The 21,296-nt window shown below is 42.2% G+C and carries 34 protein-coding genes; 12 read left to right on the top strand and 22 right to left on the bottom strand.

Annotated features, from left to right (window positions below; genetic code table 11):
• Positions 1-260 precede the first annotated feature (260 nt).
• From L6494_RS28065 to L6494_RS28020, 10 genes are all read right to left on the bottom strand, one after another.
• Complete coding sequence (locus L6494_RS28065) at positions 261-461, bottom strand: type II toxin-antitoxin system RelE/ParE family toxin (RefSeq protein WP_237996561.1); 201 nt, start codon at positions 459-461, stop codon at positions 261-263.
• Between the two features lie 23 nt (positions 462-484).
• Positions 485-1,300 (bottom strand): BRO-N domain-containing protein, encoded by an 816-nt coding sequence (locus L6494_RS28060; protein ID WP_237996559.1) that lies wholly within the window; start codon positions 1,298-1,300, stop codon positions 485-487.
• Positions 1,301-1,322: 22 nt separating this feature from the next.
• Positions 1,323-2,900, bottom strand: a complete 1,578-nt coding sequence (locus L6494_RS28055; RefSeq protein WP_237996557.1) for a hypothetical protein — start codon at positions 2,898-2,900, stop codon at positions 1,323-1,325.
• Between the two features lie 330 nt (positions 2,901-3,230).
• Positions 3,231-3,899 carry a hypothetical protein gene (locus L6494_RS28050; RefSeq protein WP_237996555.1) on the bottom strand — a complete coding sequence of 223 codons (669 nt, stop codon included), beginning with the start codon at positions 3,897-3,899 and terminating at the stop codon, positions 3,231-3,233.
• A gap of 2 nt (positions 3,900-3,901) precedes the next feature.
• Positions 3,902-4,339 carry a hypothetical protein gene (locus L6494_RS28045; protein WP_237996553.1) on the bottom strand — a complete coding sequence of 146 codons (438 nt, stop codon included), beginning with the start codon at positions 4,337-4,339 and terminating at the stop codon, positions 3,902-3,904.
• The gene (locus L6494_RS28040; RefSeq protein WP_237996551.1) at positions 4,336-4,893 is read right to left on the bottom strand and encodes a hypothetical protein; all 558 of its coding nucleotides are present in this window, start codon (positions 4,891-4,893) and stop codon (positions 4,336-4,338) included. Before L6494_RS28040 ends, L6494_RS28045 begins: the two co-directional genes overlap by 4 nt.
• The gene (locus tag L6494_RS28035; protein ID WP_237996549.1) at positions 4,859-5,383 is read right to left on the bottom strand and encodes a hypothetical protein; all 525 of its coding nucleotides are present in this window, start codon (positions 5,381-5,383) and stop codon (positions 4,859-4,861) included. The genes L6494_RS28040 and L6494_RS28035 overlap by 35 nt, the downstream gene beginning before the upstream one ends.
• A 168-nt stretch (positions 5,384-5,551) precedes the next feature.
• On the bottom strand, positions 5,552-6,367 hold the full coding sequence (locus L6494_RS28030; protein ID WP_237996547.1) for a hypothetical protein: 816 nt from the start codon (positions 6,365-6,367) through the stop codon (positions 5,552-5,554).
• A gap of 502 nt (positions 6,368-6,869) precedes the next feature.
• The gene (locus L6494_RS28025; RefSeq protein WP_237996546.1) at positions 6,870-7,193 is read right to left on the bottom strand and encodes a hypothetical protein; all 324 of its coding nucleotides are present in this window, start codon (positions 7,191-7,193) and stop codon (positions 6,870-6,872) included.
• 88 nt (positions 7,194-7,281) lie between these two features.
• Positions 7,282-7,509 carry a helix-turn-helix transcriptional regulator gene (locus L6494_RS28020; protein WP_237996543.1) on the bottom strand — a complete coding sequence of 76 codons (228 nt, stop codon included), beginning with the start codon at positions 7,507-7,509 and terminating at the stop codon, positions 7,282-7,284.
• Positions 7,510-7,683: 174 nt separating this feature from the next.
• Here L6494_RS28020 and L6494_RS28015 point away from each other — a divergent pair, with 174 nt between their 5' ends.
• Genes L6494_RS28015 through L6494_RS28005 form a run of 3 tightly spaced genes read left to right on the top strand, consistent with a single transcriptional unit; the run spans position 7,684 to position 9,147 of the window.
• Positions 7,684-8,022, top strand: coding sequence for a hypothetical protein (locus tag L6494_RS28015; RefSeq protein WP_237996541.1), 339 nt, complete (start codon positions 7,684-7,686; stop codon positions 8,020-8,022).
• A gap of 30 nt (positions 8,023-8,052) precedes the next feature.
• The gene (locus L6494_RS28010) at positions 8,053-8,619 is read left to right on the top strand and encodes a GNAT family N-acetyltransferase (protein ID WP_237996540.1); all 567 of its coding nucleotides are present in this window, start codon (positions 8,053-8,055) and stop codon (positions 8,617-8,619) included.
• Positions 8,620-9,147: a hypothetical protein gene (locus L6494_RS28005; protein ID WP_237996538.1), complete on the top strand. Its 528-nt coding sequence runs from the start codon at positions 8,620-8,622 to the stop codon at positions 9,145-9,147. It abuts the gene before it with no gap.
• A gap of 74 nt (positions 9,148-9,221) precedes the next feature.
• On the opposite strand, the gene L6494_RS28000 is transcribed toward L6494_RS28005, so the two are convergent.
• The 6 genes from L6494_RS28000 to L6494_RS27975 form a co-directional block, all read right to left on the bottom strand.
• Positions 9,222-9,572, bottom strand: a complete 351-nt coding sequence (locus L6494_RS28000) for a hypothetical protein (RefSeq protein WP_237996536.1) — start codon at positions 9,570-9,572, stop codon at positions 9,222-9,224.
• A gap of 76 nt (positions 9,573-9,648) precedes the next feature.
• Positions 9,649-9,921 (bottom strand): hypothetical protein, encoded by a 273-nt coding sequence (locus L6494_RS27995; protein ID WP_237996534.1) that lies wholly within the window; start codon positions 9,919-9,921, stop codon positions 9,649-9,651.
• Between the two features lie 70 nt (positions 9,922-9,991).
• Positions 9,992-10,684 carry a 3'-5' exonuclease gene (locus L6494_RS27990; protein WP_237996532.1) on the bottom strand — a complete coding sequence of 231 codons (693 nt, stop codon included), beginning with the start codon at positions 10,682-10,684 and terminating at the stop codon, positions 9,992-9,994.
• A gap of 51 nt (positions 10,685-10,735) precedes the next feature.
• Positions 10,736-11,587, bottom strand: a complete 852-nt coding sequence (locus tag L6494_RS27985; RefSeq protein WP_237996530.1) for a hypothetical protein — start codon at positions 11,585-11,587, stop codon at positions 10,736-10,738.
• Positions 11,587-11,847, bottom strand: coding sequence for a hypothetical protein (locus tag L6494_RS27980; protein WP_237996528.1), 261 nt, complete (start codon positions 11,845-11,847; stop codon positions 11,587-11,589). The genes L6494_RS27985 and L6494_RS27980 overlap by 1 nt, the downstream gene beginning before the upstream one ends.
• 126 nt (positions 11,848-11,973) lie before the next feature.
• Positions 11,974-12,345, bottom strand: coding sequence for a four helix bundle protein (locus tag L6494_RS27975; protein ID WP_237996526.1), 372 nt, complete (start codon positions 12,343-12,345; stop codon positions 11,974-11,976).
• Between the two features lie 121 nt (positions 12,346-12,466).
• Between L6494_RS27975 and L6494_RS27970 the strand changes: the two genes are divergently transcribed.
• The 4 genes from L6494_RS27970 (at position 12,467) to L6494_RS27955 (ending at position 13,868) form a co-directional block, all read left to right on the top strand.
• On the top strand, positions 12,467-12,688 hold the full coding sequence (locus L6494_RS27970; RefSeq protein WP_237996524.1) for a hypothetical protein: 222 nt from the start codon (positions 12,467-12,469) through the stop codon (positions 12,686-12,688).
• Between the two features lie 207 nt (positions 12,689-12,895).
• The gene (locus L6494_RS27965; RefSeq protein ID WP_237996522.1) at positions 12,896-13,243 is read left to right on the top strand and encodes a hypothetical protein; all 348 of its coding nucleotides are present in this window, start codon (positions 12,896-12,898) and stop codon (positions 13,241-13,243) included.
• Positions 13,240-13,635 carry an HNH endonuclease gene (locus L6494_RS27960; protein ID WP_237996520.1) on the top strand — a complete coding sequence of 132 codons (396 nt, stop codon included), beginning with the start codon at positions 13,240-13,242 and terminating at the stop codon, positions 13,633-13,635. Before L6494_RS27965 ends, L6494_RS27960 begins: the two co-directional genes overlap by 4 nt.
• A 47-nt stretch (positions 13,636-13,682) precedes the next feature.
• Positions 13,683-13,868, top strand: a complete 186-nt coding sequence (locus tag L6494_RS27955) for a hypothetical protein (RefSeq protein ID WP_237996511.1) — start codon at positions 13,683-13,685, stop codon at positions 13,866-13,868.
• A 1-nt stretch (position 13,869) separates the two neighbouring features.
• Here the strand turns inward: L6494_RS27955 and L6494_RS27950 are convergent, their stop codons facing one another.
• The 4 genes from L6494_RS27950 to L6494_RS27935 all read right to left on the bottom strand — a co-directional run bounded on the left by L6494_RS27950 (position 13,870) and on the right by L6494_RS27935 (position 15,559).
• Complete coding sequence (locus tag L6494_RS27950) at positions 13,870-14,085, bottom strand: hypothetical protein (protein WP_237996509.1); 216 nt, start codon at positions 14,083-14,085, stop codon at positions 13,870-13,872.
• Complete coding sequence (locus tag L6494_RS27945; protein ID WP_237996507.1) at positions 14,086-14,274, bottom strand: hypothetical protein; 189 nt, start codon at positions 14,272-14,274, stop codon at positions 14,086-14,088.
• A complete protein-coding gene (locus tag L6494_RS27940) occupies positions 14,267-14,584 on the bottom strand; it encodes a hypothetical protein (RefSeq protein WP_237996505.1) in 318 nt (105 codons plus the stop codon). Before L6494_RS27940 ends, L6494_RS27945 begins: the two co-directional genes overlap by 8 nt.
• 78 nt (positions 14,585-14,662) lie before the next feature.
• Positions 14,663-15,559, bottom strand: coding sequence for a hypothetical protein (locus L6494_RS27935; protein WP_237996503.1), 897 nt, complete (start codon positions 15,557-15,559; stop codon positions 14,663-14,665).
• Between the two features lies 1 nt (position 15,560).
• On the opposite strand from L6494_RS27935, the gene L6494_RS30925 reads away from it, so the two are divergent.
• The 4 genes from L6494_RS30925 (at position 15,561) to L6494_RS27920 (ending at position 19,511) form a co-directional block, all read left to right on the top strand.
• A complete protein-coding gene (locus L6494_RS30925; protein ID WP_269139288.1) occupies positions 15,561-15,686 on the top strand; it encodes a hypothetical protein in 126 nt (41 codons plus the stop codon).
• A 409-nt stretch (positions 15,687-16,095) separates the two neighbouring features.
• Positions 16,096-16,350 (top strand): helix-turn-helix domain-containing protein, encoded by a 255-nt coding sequence (locus L6494_RS27930; RefSeq protein WP_012413141.1) that lies wholly within the window; start codon positions 16,096-16,098, stop codon positions 16,348-16,350.
• 314 nt (positions 16,351-16,664) lie between these two features.
• Positions 16,665-18,245, top strand: coding sequence for a coiled-coil domain-containing protein 85 (locus L6494_RS27925; RefSeq protein ID WP_237996502.1), 1,581 nt, complete (start codon positions 16,665-16,667; stop codon positions 18,243-18,245).
• A gap of 84 nt (positions 18,246-18,329) precedes the next feature.
• Positions 18,330-19,511, top strand: coding sequence for a hypothetical protein (locus L6494_RS27920; protein WP_237996500.1), 1,182 nt, complete (start codon positions 18,330-18,332; stop codon positions 19,509-19,511).
• 162 nt (positions 19,512-19,673) lie between these two features.
• Here the strand turns inward: L6494_RS27920 and L6494_RS27915 are convergent, their stop codons facing one another.
• Positions 19,674-20,009 carry a hypothetical protein gene (locus tag L6494_RS27915; protein WP_237996498.1) on the bottom strand — a complete coding sequence of 112 codons (336 nt, stop codon included), beginning with the start codon at positions 20,007-20,009 and terminating at the stop codon, positions 19,674-19,676.
• A gap of 1 nt (position 20,010) precedes the next feature.
• Between L6494_RS27915 and L6494_RS27910 the strand changes: the two genes are divergently transcribed.
• Entirely contained in the window at positions 20,011-20,169 is a 159-nt protein-coding gene (locus tag L6494_RS27910) for a hypothetical protein (protein WP_237996495.1), read from the top strand.
• 22 nt (positions 20,170-20,191) lie between these two features.
• Here L6494_RS27910 and L6494_RS27905 read toward each other — a convergent pair whose 3' ends face one another.
• The gene (locus tag L6494_RS27905) at positions 20,192-21,292 is read right to left on the bottom strand and encodes a hypothetical protein (RefSeq protein ID WP_237996494.1); all 1,101 of its coding nucleotides are present in this window, start codon (positions 21,290-21,292) and stop codon (positions 20,192-20,194) included.
• Between the last annotated feature and the right edge of the window lie 4 nt (positions 21,293-21,296).

Genomic DNA, 21,296 nt, shown 5'->3' with positions numbered 1-21,296 from the left:
TTTTAGCATACTAGTGACTGAAGAACCAGTTTTTTTAATTGCGAATTGCGAATTGTTTTTTGGTGTGCGTCCCTTGTACTGCGAGAAATGCCGACCACCGCAAGCTCCGAAGAAATCGCCAGTGCCTCTGAAGAAGCGCAAGCCAAGACCGATGACATATAAGAGCGATGGGTGAAGTTTCAGCTATTAGATAGTTAAAAAAAAAGAAGCTTTCACATAACCATTGAAAGCTTCTTTTAGTTTATAGTGCTTAAGAAAAATTAGAGTTCTAAGCTCTCTTGTGCTGAATGCCAAAATCGAGCAATACTAATTTGTTTTTTATCTTCTTCAACTCGGTAAACGATACGATAAGGCTTAAGAATAATCTGACGGATGTTACTATCATCAAATTCAGGTACTTTTTGACCTTTTAAGGGAAATTGGCTTAACTCAGCAGCTTTCTGCAAGAGTTTTTCACCCAATGTTCTTGCTGCTTCAGGATTAGTTAAGGCAATGTATTTGATAATACTTTGGCTTTGTCTCTCGTAACAGTTCCCCAGCGTTTGCCAGCTTCAGTGAGATGCCAAATATTTTTGTGGCTTTGTTTACCGTGAGAATTGGTCTTAACTTCGACTTCCTTATATTGCAAGCCTGCTGCTTCTAAAACCTGATTCACTACATGGGGTTTGATAGGCTTGGATAGACCATTTCTTTGGGCATATAATTCGCCAATTGCAGTTGGTGATAAATGTCGGTCGGGTGTCGCTTCGATTTCCTGAATTGCTCCAACCAGTTCCTTGGCCATCGGCGCAATTTCTGGATACAGGGCTTGTACACCTCGGACAACAGTGATGGTTTGTAGTTCCGCACTCAGCCTTGTACCAGCCAGAACCTTTTGTCCAAAATTGAGAAGTTCCTCCAGGGTGGGTTTGTGATTCTGTTGTGGAGTATGGGGTATTTCGTACTTGCCAGTACGACGAAGCGATGGCAGGACTTCATGAAAAACCCATCGCTGAAATCTCTTGGCAACTGGTTTACGGGATTTGAAGATGAGGCGGTACAGTCCAGGTTCAGTCACAGTAAGCATTTCTTGCTCCCCGCCAGGGGTACTCACATTGAGACTACCCTTTTCATCTTCATCAAGCCCCCCATCTCTATATGTACTGCCATCCTTCGCTTTTCTAATTTGTCCATTGACGGCAACAGAAGTATCAATGTCTAGGATTGCACAGACATCAGCCGCTACCCACTCAGGTTTCTCTGCTGTACCAACAAACCGGACTTCTTGAGACTCAAACACAAAAACTGCTAAATTCGACATAATTTGGTTTCTCCTTCAAAAATTAAGCTGGAATTTCTTCAAACCTATAAGCCTGAAATCTTCTGTCCAACAACCCAGACTGGACAATCCCATCGCCACGACCTTGCAGAGATGTCACAGCTTCGCCCCGACGCATAAGAATCATTCGCCCACTGGTAGCATCAACACAACGGAACGCAATTCGACAAGGTAAGTTGTCTCGTAAATCTGGGGGTAAACCTTGGGGGTCTTCTTTTCCTCTCTTGGCTGCACGTTGTAACCCCACAACAACATGGATCTTGAGTCCTCTACCCCGACGACCAACCTCACATAACTGCTGATCGTAGGTTCGGCGTTGATGATCATCAAGGGGGACAGTACCTTTGTACTCATCAATGAATAATACCCATGCTGGTTCTTGTGCTAATTCAGCTTTGGTCATGGAGTTTCTACTCACGCACTCCTGAAAATATTCGCCAACGAACTCAAAAGTTTTACCCATGTCATTCATCGTGATGCTTGGGAAACGATCAGCGAAATCTTCGTAGTCCGAAACTTTACCGCCGCAAACATCAACTCGCGCCCCTTGCATCAGCAGACAGTAGCCAGCAGCGCGAAAGAAGTTAGACTTCCCAGAGCCAGTAGTACCAACCACTAATAACTGTGGGGTGTCCTCACTGGCTAAATCAATTACTACCTCTCCATCCAGGGATTGACCCAGGACAATCAGCCTTTCTCCTTGATGCCATTGCCGTTGGGGGAAATCGTAGTAAGTTCGTTCTTCTGGTTTTAAAGCCAGTTCGACTGCAATCTGTTCCGGTGCATATATATAGAAGGGTAAATCTTCCTTCTCACTGATACCCAAAGCTAATTTAGACGCAGCTTTGAATTTGGGCAGGATGTTGAAATCTTCAGTTCTTACCGAGAATACCAATCTCTCGTAGCTGGGTGCTTTGTCAACACGAAGGCACTCAGTTTCGAGTCCAACAACTTTTGCAGCCTTCTTTAAACCTTCAATCTTAGGCAATGGAGATGATGCAGTTGATACAGGTGTAACACTGGAAGTAGCCACCGTCACCACCTCAGTATTCGCACTTTTGTGTGTTTGTTGGGCTTGTAATTCCAACTGACGTTGGTGAATTTGGGCTTGTAGTTTTGCTTGCTCCAATTGCATTTCTGCTTCTGAAGTAGCCAGCAGGACATTACCTAGAGGGACACCATTTTGCAGCATCCCCAAGGCCATGCGGTTGACTGCCCCATTTTGTCCCGTAACTGACAACACTTCACTAAACAAAGGTGCTGTCTGTTGTAGTAGTTTCAATTGCCGTTCAGTTTCTTTGTCCGCTTCTTCAAACTGACGCTTACGTTCGGCGGCAGAGGAAAGGAACTGTAATTGCTCCTCCGCTTGCGTGTCCTTCATAGCCGCCAACATATCTTCTTGTCGTTCTTTATCCTGGTAAATTTTCTCTAGCCTTCGTAACTCCACACCTGCATAACAGGAGAGTGCGATCGCTGTGATGTTACCAGACACAAATAATTTCATATCTTTGGGATTAACTGTTAAACATAATCCCAATGCAGTCAGTCCCGTAGCACTAATTTTTAACCAAGAAAATAACATTTACCCCACCCAAACGCTAAACCTACCGCAATTACCTGCAATAGCATTGAGTTTCTACTCTTACCCTGTGAGTAAGTGATAGTTGTAGCTACTGCAATCACGAGTGCTGACCACGGTAGTAAACTGATCAATTGCGCGATCGCACTGGCTATTACAAACCCGCATATCCAAATCAATAATCTACAAATTTCTGACATTTTTTCCTTTAACAATCAAGAATTCAGGAGTCAGGAGTCAGAACTCAGGAGTAGGAAATCTTATTTCTTGCACTGCTCGTAGCTTCTGGATTACCACAAGCTGAATTCTGAATTCTGAATTCTGAGTTCTATTTCAACCAACATTTTTAACCCTTTGCGTAATCCCAGGTGTACCTGAATATCGAGCATTCCTGAGTTCTTGGAATCTAGTCACCAAATTAGAAGTTTGTTCTTCGTAAGGAGTTGGTTCTTTTTGAGCTTTTTCAGTCGTCAGTTTTTCCTGTTTCTTAGCCTTGGACTCAGAATACTGATCAGCAATTTTACCCAAACTAATAGTCAAGTCATCTTGCACTCCTGCAATCGCTGAACGTGAACCACCGACAATTTGCCGGAATTTCGACTCCAAATTAGCCAATGAAGTCCCTAAGTTTTTCTCCAACTCCGCATGAGCCACTCTAGCCTCAGCTACATTTTCACTGACTTCGGCTTGCTTCTCTCTGACTTTGTACAGAGCTTTGAGGTAGCGACTAGTAGCTGTGGAGTATTCCGTCCAGTTTTTGGATTGAAATTCTGCACCTTTGGCTTTGTCTAGGGCATCAGCGATATCTTCTTCTGTCAAATCACCAAATACTTTCACATCCACAGGTAACATATCAGCAATGCGTTGGGCATTTTCCCAAACTGCTGATTCTAGACCAAAGTGGGAATCTGGAAAGACTATTGCTTTACTGACATCTCCACCTAAATCAGAGAGGTTCATTGCTCCATCTTTGGGCGTTTCTGGCTTAGATCCTCTGACCATAACTACCTCACGTCTATTAATGAATCACAGGGTTTATATTCTACAAATACGTCATCTTCAAATTGCTGCCATTCTCCATCTATAGCCCGAAAATGTCGCTGGCTTTTTTGGTGTAATTGCTGAGGTAATGCTAGAGAATTATCTCCGACTTTAATTTCTAAATTAATCTCAGGGAATTTGAAAAGATTCTCTTTCTCAATCACCCTAGTTAATTCAGTATCAATTCCCACTTTCATTCCTAGATGTAAAGTAATTCCTCGTTTTTTGTACTTCTGCCAGTAATACGAAAACTCATCTTTCTTTAAAAAATTCACATTGATTATAGGAATGCCATTCTCAAACAAGATTGCCAAAATCCCCAGTGGTTCATGATGTATTTTGGCAATTCCTAAATTATTCTCATAGCACCAGTACGCTCTGTGAAAATACGCTGTTTTCAAATTTCTTCCTCCAGTTGTTTGAATTTTTCTTCTAATGGATCAGGCTTCTTTCCTTTGCTGGTAAATACTTTCTCCACTTTCTTGATCAACAGTTTGGCTAAAGCTTGCCATACCAATGACCAAGCCCGTTGGTTTTTGAGTCGGAATTGAGCCGCTACAATATCTGCTTTCGAGGGAATAATTGCCCCATATTGCTCCAGGTTATTAATCGCTTGCTGAAATGAAACTACTTCATCCTCTGTTGCAGGTAAATCTGGAGCAACGGCTGTCGCTAATCTCTCCATCACCCCGCTTAACGTTGCAGATTCCTCTTTGATTCTCTGCAATTCCTGCGACATCACTTCAATTGCTGCTAAGTTTGACTGGGCGATCGCTTTTTGGAAATTCAGTAAATGTGATTCGAGTTGGCGTTGTACCTCCTCACTGATGATTTCAGTTACGACATTAAATCCTTTACCTTGATTTACAGAACCAATGAAATCCTGAATTTCATCCTGTAGGTAGCCAGAAGCTGCTTCTTCAGGCGACACTGGCGTTGCACTCGAATTGTCCATCTTCTAATTCTCTCCACTCCAATTTCACACCTAAACGAGATGCAAATCCATCAATTGTTTGTTTCATTGTTTCATAAGGTAAATGGTCACAACTATCAATTAGTTTTTCGAGGTCTACTTCGATAAATTGTTTTTGGACGACTGCTAATTTCTCTCTTTTTCTTTGTGCTATCTCTGCTCTGGCTGATTGTTTCCCCTTTTCTCTGGCCTGTTCAATTGCTTCCAATCTAGCGATTTCTACAGCGAAGGTCAGCTTTTCTTCTTCTGTCACCTGTTGGGCAATTTGTTGTTGCTCTCTGATTAATCGCTCAAAAATTGCTAGGCGTAAGTCTTCATCAAAAGCATTTTCTAACTGCTCAATTACCAGTGCAAATGTAGTAGGTACAGGTGCGATTGATTGTTTCCTGCCCTTGACCATACTCTTGGATTGGGGCTGTATTGAAGTGGTTTCTTCGCCCTGTACTGTTAATTCACCTTTACGCGCTGCCATATCTTCTCCTTAATGATTAGAACTCAGAACTCAGGAGTCAGAAGTCAGAATTAATCAGGCTTGAACTCTTCTGATTCCTGACTCCTTAACTGAAATTGCAATATTCTCCGCACAACACAAAATTAATTGTGAAAGCTAAAACATTATTGAACCCATCTAGAATTTTGATCATGCAGACCTCCTATTTGCTGCTTTTACCTTCCACTCAGCTAACTCTGATACTGAATAATGCCTTCGTTGACTGAAATCTCCCCACTTATACAACGTCCGTATTGACACCTTGTAACCGCACATGGCTAGATACCTGTGTAAGTCTTTACCTTTACACCCTCTCATTCGCCATTGATGCCACATCTTCGCACTGGATGCTGTTTCCATCGTCATCGCCCGACGTGATGCACTTGTCATCATTACTATTAATTGACGTACCAAAGGGAATTTTTTTGTGGGATGATCATGTCGCCAACACGCCATGTATGTTAACAGTGAGGCAGTTCCTTCATCTACGAACCTTTCATATTTTGGAATCCCCAAATACTGTTTCCAACTCGCCCAACAATTCCTAGAAAGTTCTCGATTCATTATCCTATCGCAGCATTTCTTTACCTCACTCAAGGCGATTTTTTGGGGTTCTTCCTTGACTTCATCTGCTACAAATGTTTCACCAGAATTGATTTGTTCACAGAACTTGGATAATACCTCATCGTATCTCCATTCATTACTTTTAGAAAATTCCCTCAAACTTCTATAAGTCACTCTCCTTTTTGGATAATGCTTGCGTAACCATGCCAAACACAACAGCAATTCTGTCTGTTCTTGTGTGTATTGTCTGGATGAAACCTTCTTTCCTTGAGCATAACAAGCACCACACAATCGTTCCCATTCATACCATGTGCGATTGCTGATTCTTGTTCCACGAATGTTCTCACATTCTCTTCTCAAGTTGATTGATTGTCCGATCCAATCCTCTATTACTACTGGCATGGTTAAAGCTCTGCAAAATTAAAGTAACTGTCAGAATTGAGACGCTAATCGTTAGAATCGCTACACAAAATTCTAACAATCCTGACGAACTTCTCTCTTCTTTCTCTATTATCTCAACTTCTCCATCAAGAGATGTTTTTGTCCTTTTCTCTTTTCTGTACACATTGCGTTACTCCCGTATATTTGGATATCTGTACTTATTCCGTTTGTACTACATTTACTGCTTCCACAAGAAAAAACATACCCTTTTTCGGGGGTTTCAGAATCGTTTCAGGTACATTCAGCTTCCTAACATTTTGCTTAATCCATCTCTAACAACGGTTTCAGACTTGTATTATTACTGTAACACTTGCCTCTATGATTTGGACAATCTTTTTTTTAGGCGATTTATGGTAAATTCAGCAGGATAAATGTAGTGTGTCATCAAGGGCAAAAACCTGATTAATGCTTGCACTCTAGATGTATGAGGCTGTAATTTCTAATAATTCGGCAGGGCATTTTTTTAGAGAATTGAAACGTGATTCTGATTTTTGTGTACTGAGTCTCTATGTATTTTTTGTAGGGACTCTAATCTGGCATCAATATCAACTCCATAACTTTTAAATGTTTCTTCAATCTGCTGGCGAGTCATTTGACAGAACTTTTCTTTGCTGTTCCTTCCGTGTTTTAACCCCAAATAAATTTGCAGTTCTAACACTTGCCTAATCTGTTCCCAGTTCAGGTATTTGTTACCAAATAACTTCAAAGCTTTTAGATATTTATTTATCGTGTCTTTCGACTGAATCCGCAATAGATTCCGGCACTCTTTTATGCTTAACTGCTCCATTTGAGTCGAACTGTTGAACTGATTAAATAATAAAATACCCACTCTCGGTGGGCAATAAATTTACTTGCACAATGTGCAGTTATTACTTTTAAACTGCACATTGTGCAACTTTTACATATTTGTCTCTAATCTGTGGATTGGTATTTAAAAATATATGCAGCCTATTTAACTCTTTTAGCGTTCTTTGACTGACCCGGCGATCACCATTACTCCATTTATCAACAATAGATGTAGAGACTCCCATTAGCTCGGCAAGTGAACGATGATACATAGGATGTTCAATGAAAAAGTCATTTAAGCTTGTGATTTCTGCCATAATTGCGATTGCTCCTGACTACAGGTATGTTCTGTGTTGGGAGAAGTCCCGATGACTGACCTCATCGGGGCGTTCCTTTATTTGTACCATTTAGATTCATAAAATAACCTAAATAGATACTAAATGGTGTCCAATAACCGATAAAATTAGGAAGTATTGTTATATAAATTCCACATGGTCAGAAAACGCGATCGCCGATTCCCGGTCAATCTTCCTATCGTCAAAGAAATTCGTTTGTCTCTGTGGGGACATACTAGAGGTGTTTCTAAGACTCGTATGGCCGAAGCAATTTTAATTGATCGGGTATCAAACGCAGATAACTTCTCTGAAGTCTGTAGAGACTTGCGGCAAGAAGCAGCTATACTCAAAATTCCCGTAGAGGAATTAATCAAACAAATACTTAAAGCTGATGGATATGATGAATCCATTGATGTTGATGGCATTGATTGGAGTTGTTTGATGGAGGATGGTGAAATTGAGTTCCCAGAAGGAGAAAATGAACAAATCGATTAAAATTATTTTGCAAAATTAAAATTAATTGTCATGCCAACAACCGTAAAGCTAATTCGCGGTCGAGATAGCATGACCGTGGAAGCAGATGTAGTGGAGCTAACACAAAAACACGCCGACGATTACACCTTACAGTGGGAAGAAAAGTTACGATTATTCGGGCAAGAGGATAAGTTTTGGGATTGGGAATTTAAGCTCCAGTTTGTCATCAGCAGACAACCCAATCGGGAAGGTTATGCTGTCGAGTACGAAAATGAAACCCAAGGTTTGATGATCATCGAAACTCAACTGCACGGTTCACGCTTGGCAGAGGGTGAACGGTTAGTTTATGTTGATGGCATTGCCTCTGCACCTTGGAATCGTGAAATGATCCAACGTCCACCAACGTATAAAGGTGTTGGCACTGCTTTACTAAACTTTGCTAGAACCCGTAGTCTAGAACTGGGTTTTGAGGGTAGAGTGGGTTTACACTCACTACCAGGGGTAGAAAAATTTTACGATCGCCAAGGCATGATGGACTTGGGTGAAGATGAAGATTATGACGATTTAGTTTACTTTGAGTATGGGATTTGGCGTTCTTCTGAATCAGGTGTTAGGTAAATGAATCAGCACGAATTTAATAAGAATCATGATCACCCTGGTCAAAACAACCCAATGGATTTATTACTTGATGAAACTTGGTTACGGCAAGCTGTGGAGTCTGAAGAGCTTGTTGGCGGTAATATTGGTGCTGGATTAAATTGGGGAAGTGCATTTGGCGACCTCATGCTAACGGGTGAACTTTTGGGGCGTTTAACAACATTACGTATCTCTCTGAATAAAGAAGTCCGGTTGCTAATTAATGACTGGAATTTAGGTACAGCTACAAAAATAGCCGTTAAAACTGCAAGAGAGAGAATACTTGAAAAATTAAGGTTGCCTACACCAAAAGTAAGACAACATATTGTAATGATTTTAGGAAGAGATGAGCTTTATGGCGAAGAGTTCATCTCTAACCGAGAAGTATTACGTGAATCGTTAGAAATTTTATTGACTCCTCAAGATTGGGAAACTATTGCCGTAGTAGCCGCAGATTCGCTTAAGCAGCAAATCATTCATCAAGCGATTGGTGAAAAATTATCGGCATGATCGAACCGTCACCAGAGGAAAGTAAATCAGATTTTGCAATACCTCCGCGAGCGCAATGGTAGTAATCCTCCTAACTAATTCTCATCAAAACCCACACAAGCACCCAACAGCGCACTACCCAAAAACCCCGATAAACCTACCAACATCCCACCCAAACAAACATTCTTTCGTGCCTGCCACTGGTATTGACTAATACTCGTAGAATTGGAATTAGCAGCGATAATCTCTAATCCCCAGCAACCCATTGCTGCTACTCCCAAAAACCCAGTGGTCACAATCGAATAAAGCGCAAACTTTGTCAGAGTTTGGTTCAGTGACCTGTGCATTTTTCGCTTCATTGTGCGTCGCCTACGGGTGATTATTTCAATTTTTTGAATTCGTTCTAAATGTTCTGTTTCGGTCAGTTGGTGGGTAATTTTGTTCATTAGTTTTAGGTATTAAAAAAAGAAAAAAAAGACAGTATAAAACTGCTTTTGGGAATAAGTTAATAAGTTCAGTGAATTAGCCACAACTTTCTAATACTGTTGTTGTGATTACGTAATTTTTACGCCTTTTAACAGGAAACCATGTAGACTTTTCTCCTAACTTTGTTGTTAACTCCTTCCAATGACGAGGAAAGTAAGTTTTGAGGGCAGAATTAGATAAAATGTGAACTTCTCTTTTATTGGTTTCTAAGTTGATCAACTGCACCACATAAAATCGATTCACCAACATACGTTGCCATTGCTCATAGGGAATACCTATCACTGTTTTTCCAAAAAATTCTGAGTGCATTTGTTACCTCCTTATTTATTTCATCATTACCCACAGAAATCACAATAACGACCTACTGTTTTCACCCGGCTCAAACAACGCTCACATCAAAATCCAGCGTTTTCACAAAATCATCCAAAAGGCATTCACGGATTGATTTGTACCAAATTTTGCGATCTCCATCCCAAGCAAACTTAGCCTTGCTTGCTTTGTGGCGATCCTCGTAAGTGACCAGGGCTTTGATTTCTAGCATCGGAGATTGAGATAAAGCGATCGCATCCTCAATCAACTGTCGTAAGTTTTTGTGACGATTCAAACACTCGACCAACAACCGCACATCGTCCCCAGCCCGGTGGACAGTGCTGATACCAATCCCCAGCCAAAGGGCGAGGTCAGTCAGCTTGTAACCACCGTGCGAATTAATACTGTGGTATCCCCAATCAAAATCCCTCATTGCACACAGCCAGGGGACTGAAATCAAATCAGGAAGGAATTGATTAACCACGCCAAAATCGAACTCCGCATTAAAAGCCACCGCATAGTCAGTGATATCCGCCATCTCTCTCAAAAAAGCTAGTGCGCTTTTGTATATAGGATGTGCAGCTTGGGTTAGTGGCGGCGCAATTCCGTTGATAGCTTGAGCGTTGTTGGAATCGACTGGAATCAAAGTAGAGATGCTGGCGATCGCTCCCGAATATTCGCCAACTTCATACAGTGTGGCGGCGATTTCGCACAGAGTGTTTTCGGTATCTGCGGTTTCGGTGTCTATTATTAGTAGCTTCATGTGCCTCCTTCAAAAAATAAGCAGCCTCTAAAAGCTGCTTATTTTAAATATCTACCGAGAACTGACAGGAGTTATCAAGCCTGCAACATAATTCATCCATCCCTCAATAGCTTGTATTTCATCAGTTCCAGATGCAACAGCACCCAACACCTGCTGCTCATAAGAAGTTTCAGCACGGTAAGGGTCAGCTTTATCCGCCGCCCAAGCCAAGCAAATGGTTTTCACTAGTTGATCAACCTTGCTTGCGGGAAGTTGACTGGGGAATTTTGCATCCTGAAATTGAAGCCACTCCCGAATTAAATCAATCGGATAATCCATCAGAGTGCGGACTTGTTTCACCCGCAAATCTTGGGGATGTACCTCCGCAGATTTTGGGTTGATTGAGGGTGATGCTGTGGAAGAGACTTCTTCTTCCAATTCATACTTTGGATTAGTTGATAGTCTTATTTGAATGCGTTCAATCATGCCAGCAAAATCAGCATTTGCATCCCATTGGTAGCGGATTCTTTGTCTTATTTGGGGATTAAAGATACTACAAAAGACTACCTTTTCATCACCAGGATTTGCAACGATTGTCAGTGGCTTGTTGTAGTCCTCTATGAGAGATGCTGCCAGTAGAAAGGACTTAGTGAAAATAGTCTCAATCCCACTTCTAATAACATATAGCTCATCCGCAAGAACAACAATATCCAATTTCAAGTTTTCTTTCCCCTTGAAATCCTTACTGGTCAGTTTTATCTCACTGATATATCCGGTTAATGCTCTGTCTGCGACAAGAGTCTTTTTGTCTTGTTGAGGGTCATAATGATGCCAAGCATAAGTATAGTTATCAGCCACTTCTTTATCTACATACAGATAAATCGGCAATGGTGGATTCCCTAAACCCAACTTAATTTCACCCATTAGAAATTCTCCAAATTATCATTATTTATCTGCTTTGCAGATTGTTTGTATTTATTCATCTGGTATTGAGATGCTTTCAGCAGTGGCATTGCTGCTTTTTTTACTGATTCTTTTGCTTGTTCAAATAGAAATTGTGTTGCACCTTCAGCGTCTTCTTCTGGGTCTATCTGCCCCCACAAAGAACAACCCACTTCTACAGATTCGTAATCACCTAAGTTAAACTTGCGCTGATAGGTTACGGAGATGGTTTTGATTTCCATGTGAAGTATTTCCAATTTCTCAATGATTTTTAGCGCAGCTATTCTTTACTAGATAAATTCTTAAGGTTATCAGCCATAATCAATTCGCAATGGACTAACGTCCCGCTCCGCTAACGCAATTCGCAATTAATTTAGTTTGTTGATTTTATCCTTGATTTTTCTAGTAGATGTAACTAAGATTTTTCCAAATTCTCTGGTTTCTTGAAGCAGAAAATCAAACTTAGTTTTGTCAACCAATTCTGCTTCTATTAATATTTCTAACCAATATTCAGTTTCTCTTTCTTCTTTAAGTGCAATCTCTAATTTGTTAAGAAAATCTTTATCGGATTGAGCAGATTGGGCTTCTCTAACGTTAGCACCAATGGAAGTACCACTACGTAGTAATTGGTTTGATAATGTTCGGCAAACTCCAGGTTTTTCATTTAAGAAAGTACAAGCTTTAACTATTCTGATTGCCAAGGCTTTTGTTCTATCAGCAATACTAATATTTTGATTCATGCTTTTTACTCCTACTTAATAACTGCGAATTGCGTTAGCGGAGCGGGACGTTAGTCCATTGCGTTAGCGTAGCGGTAGCGAGTCATCGAGCGTCATTGCGAATTGGTTTGCTGGGTTAGTATTGGAAGAAGAAGCGATTGAGCGTTTATTCAGGAAGGACATTATGCGCGAGTCAGTCATTTATAAATCAATTAAGACTGAGGGTATTGAGGAAGGTGTTCGTCTTGTTGCTGTTAACCTCCTAAAAGAAAATATGCCTGTCGAAATGGTGGCTAAAGTCACTGGATTAACAATCGAACAGGTGCAAAGCTTGGTTACGACAGACGTTGAGCAATCCGAATAAGCAATACACTTCTTGTTCTATCAAAGGATTACCATGCGTGAATCGGTAACAAAAAAGGAGAGCAACTGGAATTGAGAAAGATTAAGAAAGTAGTGTAGTAAATAACCTAGCGTGGAAAAGTAGTATGGTGGGAGTATGTTAAGTTGTTGAGTAATTTGATAGACCCTAGTTCAACTAACTAACTCCATATTGTCAGCCAACTGCTATATGCCAAAAATTACCCTAGAAGTATCCGAAGAATTATCTCAACAACTAGCACAAGTTGGCGATCGCTTACCGGAGCTACTGGCTTTAAGTTTGCAACAACCAGCAATCCCCGCAGAAATTTATCGATATATTCTCGACTTTCTATCAAGCAACCCTACTCCTGAACAAATTGAACAATTTCAGCCAACTCCACAAATGCAAGAGCGATTACGTACTTTAGTAACACGCTCTAAGGCTGGGGAACTCACACCTGTTGAATTAAAAGAACTAGATGAGTACGAGAAGATTGAGCATTTGATGGTCATGATTAAAACGGGTAATTTAGCTTATTTAGGCAGTCAATCGTGAGTTTAAGTTATATTCCAGTTGCGCTGCGTCGCTTAGTAGAAGAACGAGCTAATTACAAATGTGAGTATTGCTTGCTACCGACTAAAGTAGCGTTCTTCCCACATGAAATCGACCATATTATTGCTGAAAAGCATGGTGGCAAGACAGATGCAGAAAACTTAGCACTTACTTGCTGGCGTTGTAATCGTCACAAAGGTACGGATTTAGGCTCTTTTGATCCCCAAACAGGTGCTTTCAGTTTTTTATATAATCCTCGTAGTCAACAATGGTCTGAACACTTCACTTTTTCGGAACTAGCCATCGTGGGATTGACGGCAAATGGTCGTACTACAGTTTATCTGCTGCGAATGAATAACGAAGATCGAATCGCAGAAAGGCAGAGAGTAAGCTGAAAAACATCTAGCTTGCATATTTAACTGGCTTATTTAGGAGAGACATCATGCGTGAGTCGGTCATTTACCAGATGATTCAAAATGAAGCTGAAGAACAAGGAAGTAACAAAAAAGCCCGTGAAATCGCTCTCAACCTGTTAGCCGAGGGCATGACTGTTGATGCGATCGCTAGATTGACTGGCTTACCAGTAGAAGAAGTGCAACAATTGCAACAGCAGCAAGCTCAGGAGTAACTTAGGATACTTGGTTTTGAGTTACCCTAACCTCAACAAACGGCTCAATACAACTCATAGCCTCACCCAGATAATGCAGCACATCGCCTAAATGCGTCTTCATATCTGGGTCAACGTCCTGCCGATTCGCTAGTTCCAACCATTCCTTTGATTGCGCGATCGCCTGAATCTTCACATAACACTCGTTAAACTGTTGCAACATTTCGATTGCTTGCATTTATTTCTCCTCCGTGACCTGTAAGAAAAATCCGCACCCAGTATTTGTTACCCGCACTAATTCCCGATCCAGTAATGCCTGGATCACCGCTTGAGAAGACCTAACGCTGTGCAAGGGAACTAAACCGCCCATGCGTCGTAGCGAGTGCAAAAGTTGGCTAGCTGTGATTTCCGAGTGATTTCTACGCATCGCCCAATCCCTCCATCAATTGCGCTTGCAGTAGTGTGATTTGCTGCTGATGCTCTTGAATCTTCGCCTGTAGCTGTTCCTGTAGTTCTGCCAGAGAAAACTGTTGAATGTGGTCGTCAAAACAATAGCGGACTTCTTCAGAATGCTTGTCAGGCAGTACCGTATAACGCCAAGAATGACCATATTCGTGAGCCAGGAAAGTATCGGCAGGGTAGTATTGGATACCGATGATCAGTCCTTGCTTTGTGAGTTGACCAAGAGTGAATCGTGGGTAGTCCCAGTCCTTGGGTATGCTAATTGTGGGTTGCATGATGAATTGATGATTGATGAGAGTGTAAGGGGAAGCGATCACTCTTTGTTGGGTGAGCGCGATCGCTATGCGTCAGAATTACGCTGCTAATAAATCGGAATGTGCCTGATACTCAAAAAGCTTCTGCCAGTCGTGAGCCGTCAACATCTCAAACGGCAGGTCTAGCAATTGTTCGTAATCCAAAGCTTTAACAGCATCCACCATCGATAGCCAATACACAGCATCCATCGCCGAGTCACATGGTACTTTCTCCTGGGATTCTCCGGCTCGGATAAACCACCATTGTTCATCTGTGCAACCTACTTCACCCAGTTTTGTATCATTACGGTACACCCCATCGTCCAGTAATTCCAGCCCGTACTTTTCGCATTCATCGGCAATCTGAGCCATGATTTCATTGCCAGTTGTGCAGGGTTCTGCAAATGGCTGTTGTACTGGTAATGTGCCTTGCTGGTAATGCTGCTTGACGTAACTGTGGCATCTGGGGGCTGTGGAGTCGCGGAAAATCTCGATGTTGTTGACCATGACTCGCCAATACAAGTTTTCGTGATTCTCCGAGTCAAAGCCAATGCTGGCAACTAATTCACCACTTACCAAGGCTTCGTGATCATAGAAACAGATTTCGGAAATGGTAGGGACTTCTTGAGTTTCGCCTGAGACTGGTAGATTGAGCGTACCGTCCTTATGATGCCATTGAACGTAACGTTGGCATCTGGTGAGAGTGGTGTAACGAAAAACCTCAACACCGCTTACCATAACTATCCAGCGTTGGGTGACAAATTCACCTTGGTCATAGGTGATATATGCGATAAGTCGTTTGCCTGCGTAAATTTCGTAATGTTGGGAGTTAATCTCGACTGTGGTCAGTTTTTCTGGTGCTACAGCTTTGGCTTGGTCTACGATGTGCAAGTCGAGTTCAGCTTGGGCAATGGTTTGTTCTTCGGTTGCTTGCAGTCTATTTGCAATGTAAGTCATAATGTTGATCTCCATTCACTTGGATAAAAGGCGATCGCAGAAGTTGTCCAGACCGAGCGATCGCTTTTGTTATGTGTGCAAACAACGTTGTGGTTTAGCACAACGCTCTCAAAAAGATTTGGCGTAGCCATCAAAGCTAGTTGCTAAGAGCATTATCAAGACAGCAGACGGCAGCATCAGGGGACGTGTACAGCTTTAACAACGTCAAAAGCTAATCGTCTAACGTCTTTTGTTAATCATTTATTAAGTGCAAATCCATTTCCCATCTGTGTACCCATCGCCTTCTCTGGTTGCGCCAGTGCCTCGGTTACTCATCAAGCGGTCACTTTGGATTGTGCTGTCAAAGTTCTGTAGTGCAAACCCTTTGTTGTGTCCGGGTGTAGGCAGTTTGCTTTCCCTTGCCCCTATGTTTTATAGTGTAACTTAATAAGTTGCACTTGTAAAGTCTCACTAAATAAGTAAAGCTAATTAAGTAAAGCTTGAAAATGGAGGAAATAAACGCTATGATTTGCTTACATTAATGGAGAAGTGAAGTTATGAACTTAATGCAAGTTACTTTGTCGGTTGATTTGCCTGGTTTAGGCACTCGGATTAGAGAGATTAGAGAGTCTAAGGGACTATCTCCAACTTGGGTAGCAGCTCAAGCTGGTATGAGTGTTGGGAATCTCTATCGTATAGAAACAGAAGATGCCAAGTCTTTACCGCGTGAAACTTTACGTAAGCTTTCTGATGCCCTTGGTGTAAATTTTGATGCTGAAGTTAAAGCTGCTTTAGTGCAAGAGATGGAATAAATTTTCTACTAATGATGCGGTTAGCATAAAGCAAACGTTATTGCCTCATTAGTATACAAATGTAGTAACTGTATTTTTTGCAACTAACAATTGGAGTAACTACTAAAATTATCTTTAGATAAATAGCACAATAGCTAGAAGCGATCGCCCGCCGACCAAGCAATGCGATCGCCTGCTCAATCCGTTTACGACAAAGTGAGCTAACTATAATGCTGACACATTTAGGGTGTAACCCGCCAGATCAGCTAAATGTTCACTTTGGTGAAATTGCCTTCCTGACTGTTTCCAGCATTTACCAATAGTGGGCAATAACCATGCTGACACTAGACCGCGAACAAATATCAGTACCCAGCTACAGCATTCTCAACACCAGCATCAAAGAAACCTTCGCTGCCATAGACCGCTTTGAGTGGCAAGCCATAGAAGAATTACGGCTGATGCTCGATAACTCCTATTACAAAGAGGCTGGGTATAAAAGCTTTGATACTTACTGTGACCAAGAATTGACCAAATACGGGGGATACCGCAGGGTCAAAGATTTACTAGCAGCCAAGAAAGTTGTTGATACTCTCCCCGACGAACTCAAGGACAAAATTACCAAACCCTCCCAAACTCGACCCTTACTAAAACTGGTCAAAACTCCCGACAAGTTACACGAAGCCGTTGCGATCGCAGCTAAAGAAAAACCCTTCCCTACTGCCGCAGACTTTGCCAAAGCAGTTCAACAAGTTGCACCAATCGCTAAACGGCTTACAGAAAATGAGAACAATCAAACGCAATTGTGTCATTCGGTCAAGGTTTCATCACAATCTCACCCTAGATGTGGAGAAGGGGGAGTAATTGAGGCAGACCCGCCTAACCCGACTCAGCAGATTGTCACATTTGCTGATGGTGAGAAGCTGTTGGTCAATAATGCTGATTTGACCCCTTTGAGTAATGACGCAATTGTGTCATTTACTAGTGAGCGCACATACCCCAAAGAATATTCTGAGGTGATCGCACAACTCAAGCAGCAACATCAGCAAGAATTGGAACGGCTGGAGCAAGACTTGAGGATTGGTTTACAGGCGGAAGCTGCTGCTAAAGCCGAACAACAGGTACAAGAACAACTTTCCTCTGTGCAGAAACTGTTTCAACAGCAGAAGGAGCAAAATATTCAGTTACAACAACGGCTGGATGAGATGGAGGGACTGAGGCAGCTAGAACTGGAAAACCAGCGACTACAACAACGGATTCAGGAGTTAGAGAACGCTGTACAAGAACGTCCCTCGCAACAGTGGGGGAATACCATGACGCAACAGGCGACCAAAGTTTTGAACAAGCAAGTTAAGCAAGCTCTAGAAAAAACCATTGATTTGCGATCGCTTGCACAAGAGCCACCCAAAGAAAATCCCCAAGAATGCTTACGGTTGATGGGTATAGCTTTGGGTAATCTGGCCAGTGCTATGAACAACACCAAAGCGTTGGAAGCTGCGGCTTTGCTTTTGGGCAGTGAACCAACACAAAGTGCGATCGCATTTCGTGCCGAACAATTGCAACTCATTCCCCAAGCAGTCAATGATATTCGGCGTGTACTGGCTAAACCTGGGTGTAGCTGGTGGGATTATCTGGAAGTGGCTACTGAGTATGAGGTCATTAAAGCAGACTATCTGGCGGAATTGACACCGCAAGAAGTTGACTTAATCACTACGTTGGAAAAATCTGCACAACCTCCCACTATCGGGCTTGGATCTATCGTTGCCCATGCTGATCCCTACTGTGCTTTGTATAACGCCAAAGGTGAAGTCATCGAAGACTTGGGGGATGAGGTGTGGGTGGCTTGGGAGCATTGGCAAGATAAGCCCAAGAAAACAGACCGATATTTCAAGGATGAGTTACGGCTTTTACGCGATTAATAACGCTTAGTTAGAACAAACAAAAAACGCGCGGACTGAACGCAGTACCGCCCATATTGTCATGCTCAAAATTAGAGGAATACTATGGCTACAGCATTAAAGGCAATCAGAGGTGGACACCAGCAAGGCGATCGCAAGTCTTCAGAGGAAAAATCAGTTAGACCCCACTGTAAAATCTCGATTGAGGATATCAACTGGGTGAGGCAGCAACCCCCTTGTGTGCAGCAGTTGTGGTTAGATTCAGTTGCAGCAGAACAATTTGGTGGGGCGGCTCACAAGTTGGACACCAACCTCACCTACAAGTCATTCCAGAAAGCGGGTGCAGCGTTGACGGCTCAGGGTTTGTTCCAGTATGAGGAAGTGTTTGGCCGTTTGCCATCTGGTAGACCTGGGCTGATTGGTTATCGGGTACGTAATCTGCACGGTTATTACAATCGCTTCTATTGGGAATCGTCCACATCTGAGGAAAACAATTCTTGTGGCGAGAAAGCTGTCCAAGCTGAGGAGGAAATTAACCACGCTGAAGCGAATCAAAACCATTCCGACGTGGAACAATTACAGCCTGATTTGGAACAATTCCAAAAGAATGGTCAAAAAAGTCAGGATTTGCAAGGCTTTCAAAAACCTAACAACGTTTCTAACAACTCTTTAACTACCTACCAACAACCAACTAAGGTTGTTGGTAAGGTAGTTAGTTCTTCCACGCCAAACGAATTTTCGCATGATGATGAGGCGGCGATGCCTTCGGCGGCAAGCAACGCATCCTTGGGGGATGCGTCGCCTCAGTCCTTGGAAGGCGTGGAAGAGAAGGAAGAAGAGTTACCTACGGTAACGGACTGCACAACGCTGACGCTTGTGGATGCTGTACAGAGTCAATCCGCTACGTTGGTGGGAGAAAATGAGGATTTGGGTGGTGAGGCTGGAAATTGTCGTGAAGGACTCTGTTCCGCCGCGCCTGTTGCCTCCAGTGATGAAACTTCAGGTGATGAGGACAAAGCTGATTATGTTGACCAAAGTTCTGCACCGCTACAGCCTGATAAATGGTCAAGCGAGTCCATTGCTGCACGATTAAAAGCGCGTTCTTGGCGGATGGAGAAACTCAAAATGGCGGGGGTGCTGAGGGAGAAACCTGATTTTGAGTTTCTGCTGGAGTGTTGGGCGGATGACCCTGCTTTGCAAATTGTGATTAAGGGATTGGTACAGAAGTGTCCGCAGTGGGGTTATGTGGTTGTGGATGACGAGTTGATGCAATGGGAGCGAGAGTAAAGCAGGGTGGCAAGACCGAAAGCGATCGCTGCCTGAGCCACAAGAAAAATCAGTACAGCCGAGTCAGCAGGAGGTTCAGGAAGTTTTGCAGCAGTTGCGGGATATGCCCTGTACCCCGCAGTTTAGGTTAAACGGAGAGATTCAGCGTACAATCAAGCAGTATTAAGCGAATGTACCGGGTGTAATCGCGTATTTGAAGGAGGCAGTGCGGACTTGGAAGGGTATCAAGTCACCGGAGGCTGTGTTTGTGGCTGCGTGTAAGGAGGGACGGAAACCTGAATCCGCGCAGGTTAAATCTGCTGTGAAAGATTGGTTTGAGTGGGCGAGGCGGTAAAGGATTGTGATTGCGATGTCGGGTGAGGTTGTGTATACGGCAGAGGGGGAGGCGGTGAGCTTGCAGGAGATGATGCGGCGGTGTCCGGTGGGGGAGTGATAGCAAAACTGAGGAGCGATCGCAGTAAAGTCAAAGATGTAGCCAGGGCAGATGCAGAAACTCAAGATGGCGGAACAAATGCTCGAAAATCCAGGGGATGAGTTTTTGATGGAGTGTTGGGCGGATGACTCTGCTTTGAGGATTGTGATCAAGAAACTGGTGGCGAAGTGTCCACAGTGGGGATTGGTTGCGGTGGATGGGGTGTTGGTGAAGTGGGATGAGTAGCAATGCTTAAAATAGCTAATAATTATTGACTCTTCAATTCTGATATGCTGAGTGCCTCAATCGGCATAAAACCTTTTGTTTTTTGAAATTTCATTCTATGCAAGAAGTTAGACATTGAATCTGATGGATCAAGACTATCAAAATTAAGTTTTACAAAAATGTTTTTAGGAATAGCTACAGATAGAATTGATTGTTTTTGAGTATGGCCTGTTTGAGAATTAAATAGTTCACCAATGCTTGTAATTAAAATTGTTTCAATCGGCAACAAAGCGAACATTTCTCTAGCTATTCGTAATACACAACCACAAATATAGTCCTGGTATATTTCATAAAATCTCGCTTTTGGCATTTTTTTTGTTGAAAGTCTACCCGTTTTCGTTAAACTTTTGATTTCAGAAGGAATAGAAGTTTCACTATTTACATAAACTGTAACACCCAAGGTTGAGCTATCAATGATGTCAAATTCAATCATAGAGCCTAACTCACAAATATCGTCGAAGGGTTTTTCCATATCAATTACATCCATATAGGCTTCAATATCGCCTGTAATAATCTGTTTTGATAACTCAACTAGATTTTGCCAATTTTCATAATCTTCTTTATATTCTGAAATTGCAGTATTATAATTTAAGATGTCTGTTTTTCTTCCTTCATCTACATCATTTGCTAAGATGGTTTGCTTACCTTTAACACGTCTAAATAACTTATCACAAAGTGTAGGCTTATATTGAGATAATTTAAGTTGAGCAGCAATTTCATGCGTATTTTGCTTTTCAGGTTTAATGGGTGGCTGAGAATTGCGAATTAGAACCCAATCCCATTCTTCACTGCATTCTTTATGTACTGATAGAAGGCAATCTATACGGTTTTCATAAACTTGCACTTCATATTTAGCAAGTTCTAATTCTTGCATTTTTGCTCTAAGTTTTGATTCCTTTGCCAGTTCTCTCATAAGGAGAGCAGACTGGCGTTGTTTATGCCGTTGTTCTGCTTCTCTTTTACGTTGGAATCGTTCTAGATTACGACGAGCTTTTGCAGCTTCACGAGCAGCCCGACGCGCTGCTCTTTGGCTTGCTTTTATAGAGGGCGAAGGGTTTCCTCTGCCATCATAGTACCATCCCATAAAA

The organism is Nostoc sp. UHCC 0870 (genome assembly GCF_022063185.1).
GTDB lineage: Bacteria > Cyanobacteriota > Cyanobacteriia > Cyanobacteriales > Nostocaceae > Trichormus.
Note: the sequence above shows the minus strand (reverse complement) of the source record. Positions and strands in the feature narration are given on the sequence as shown.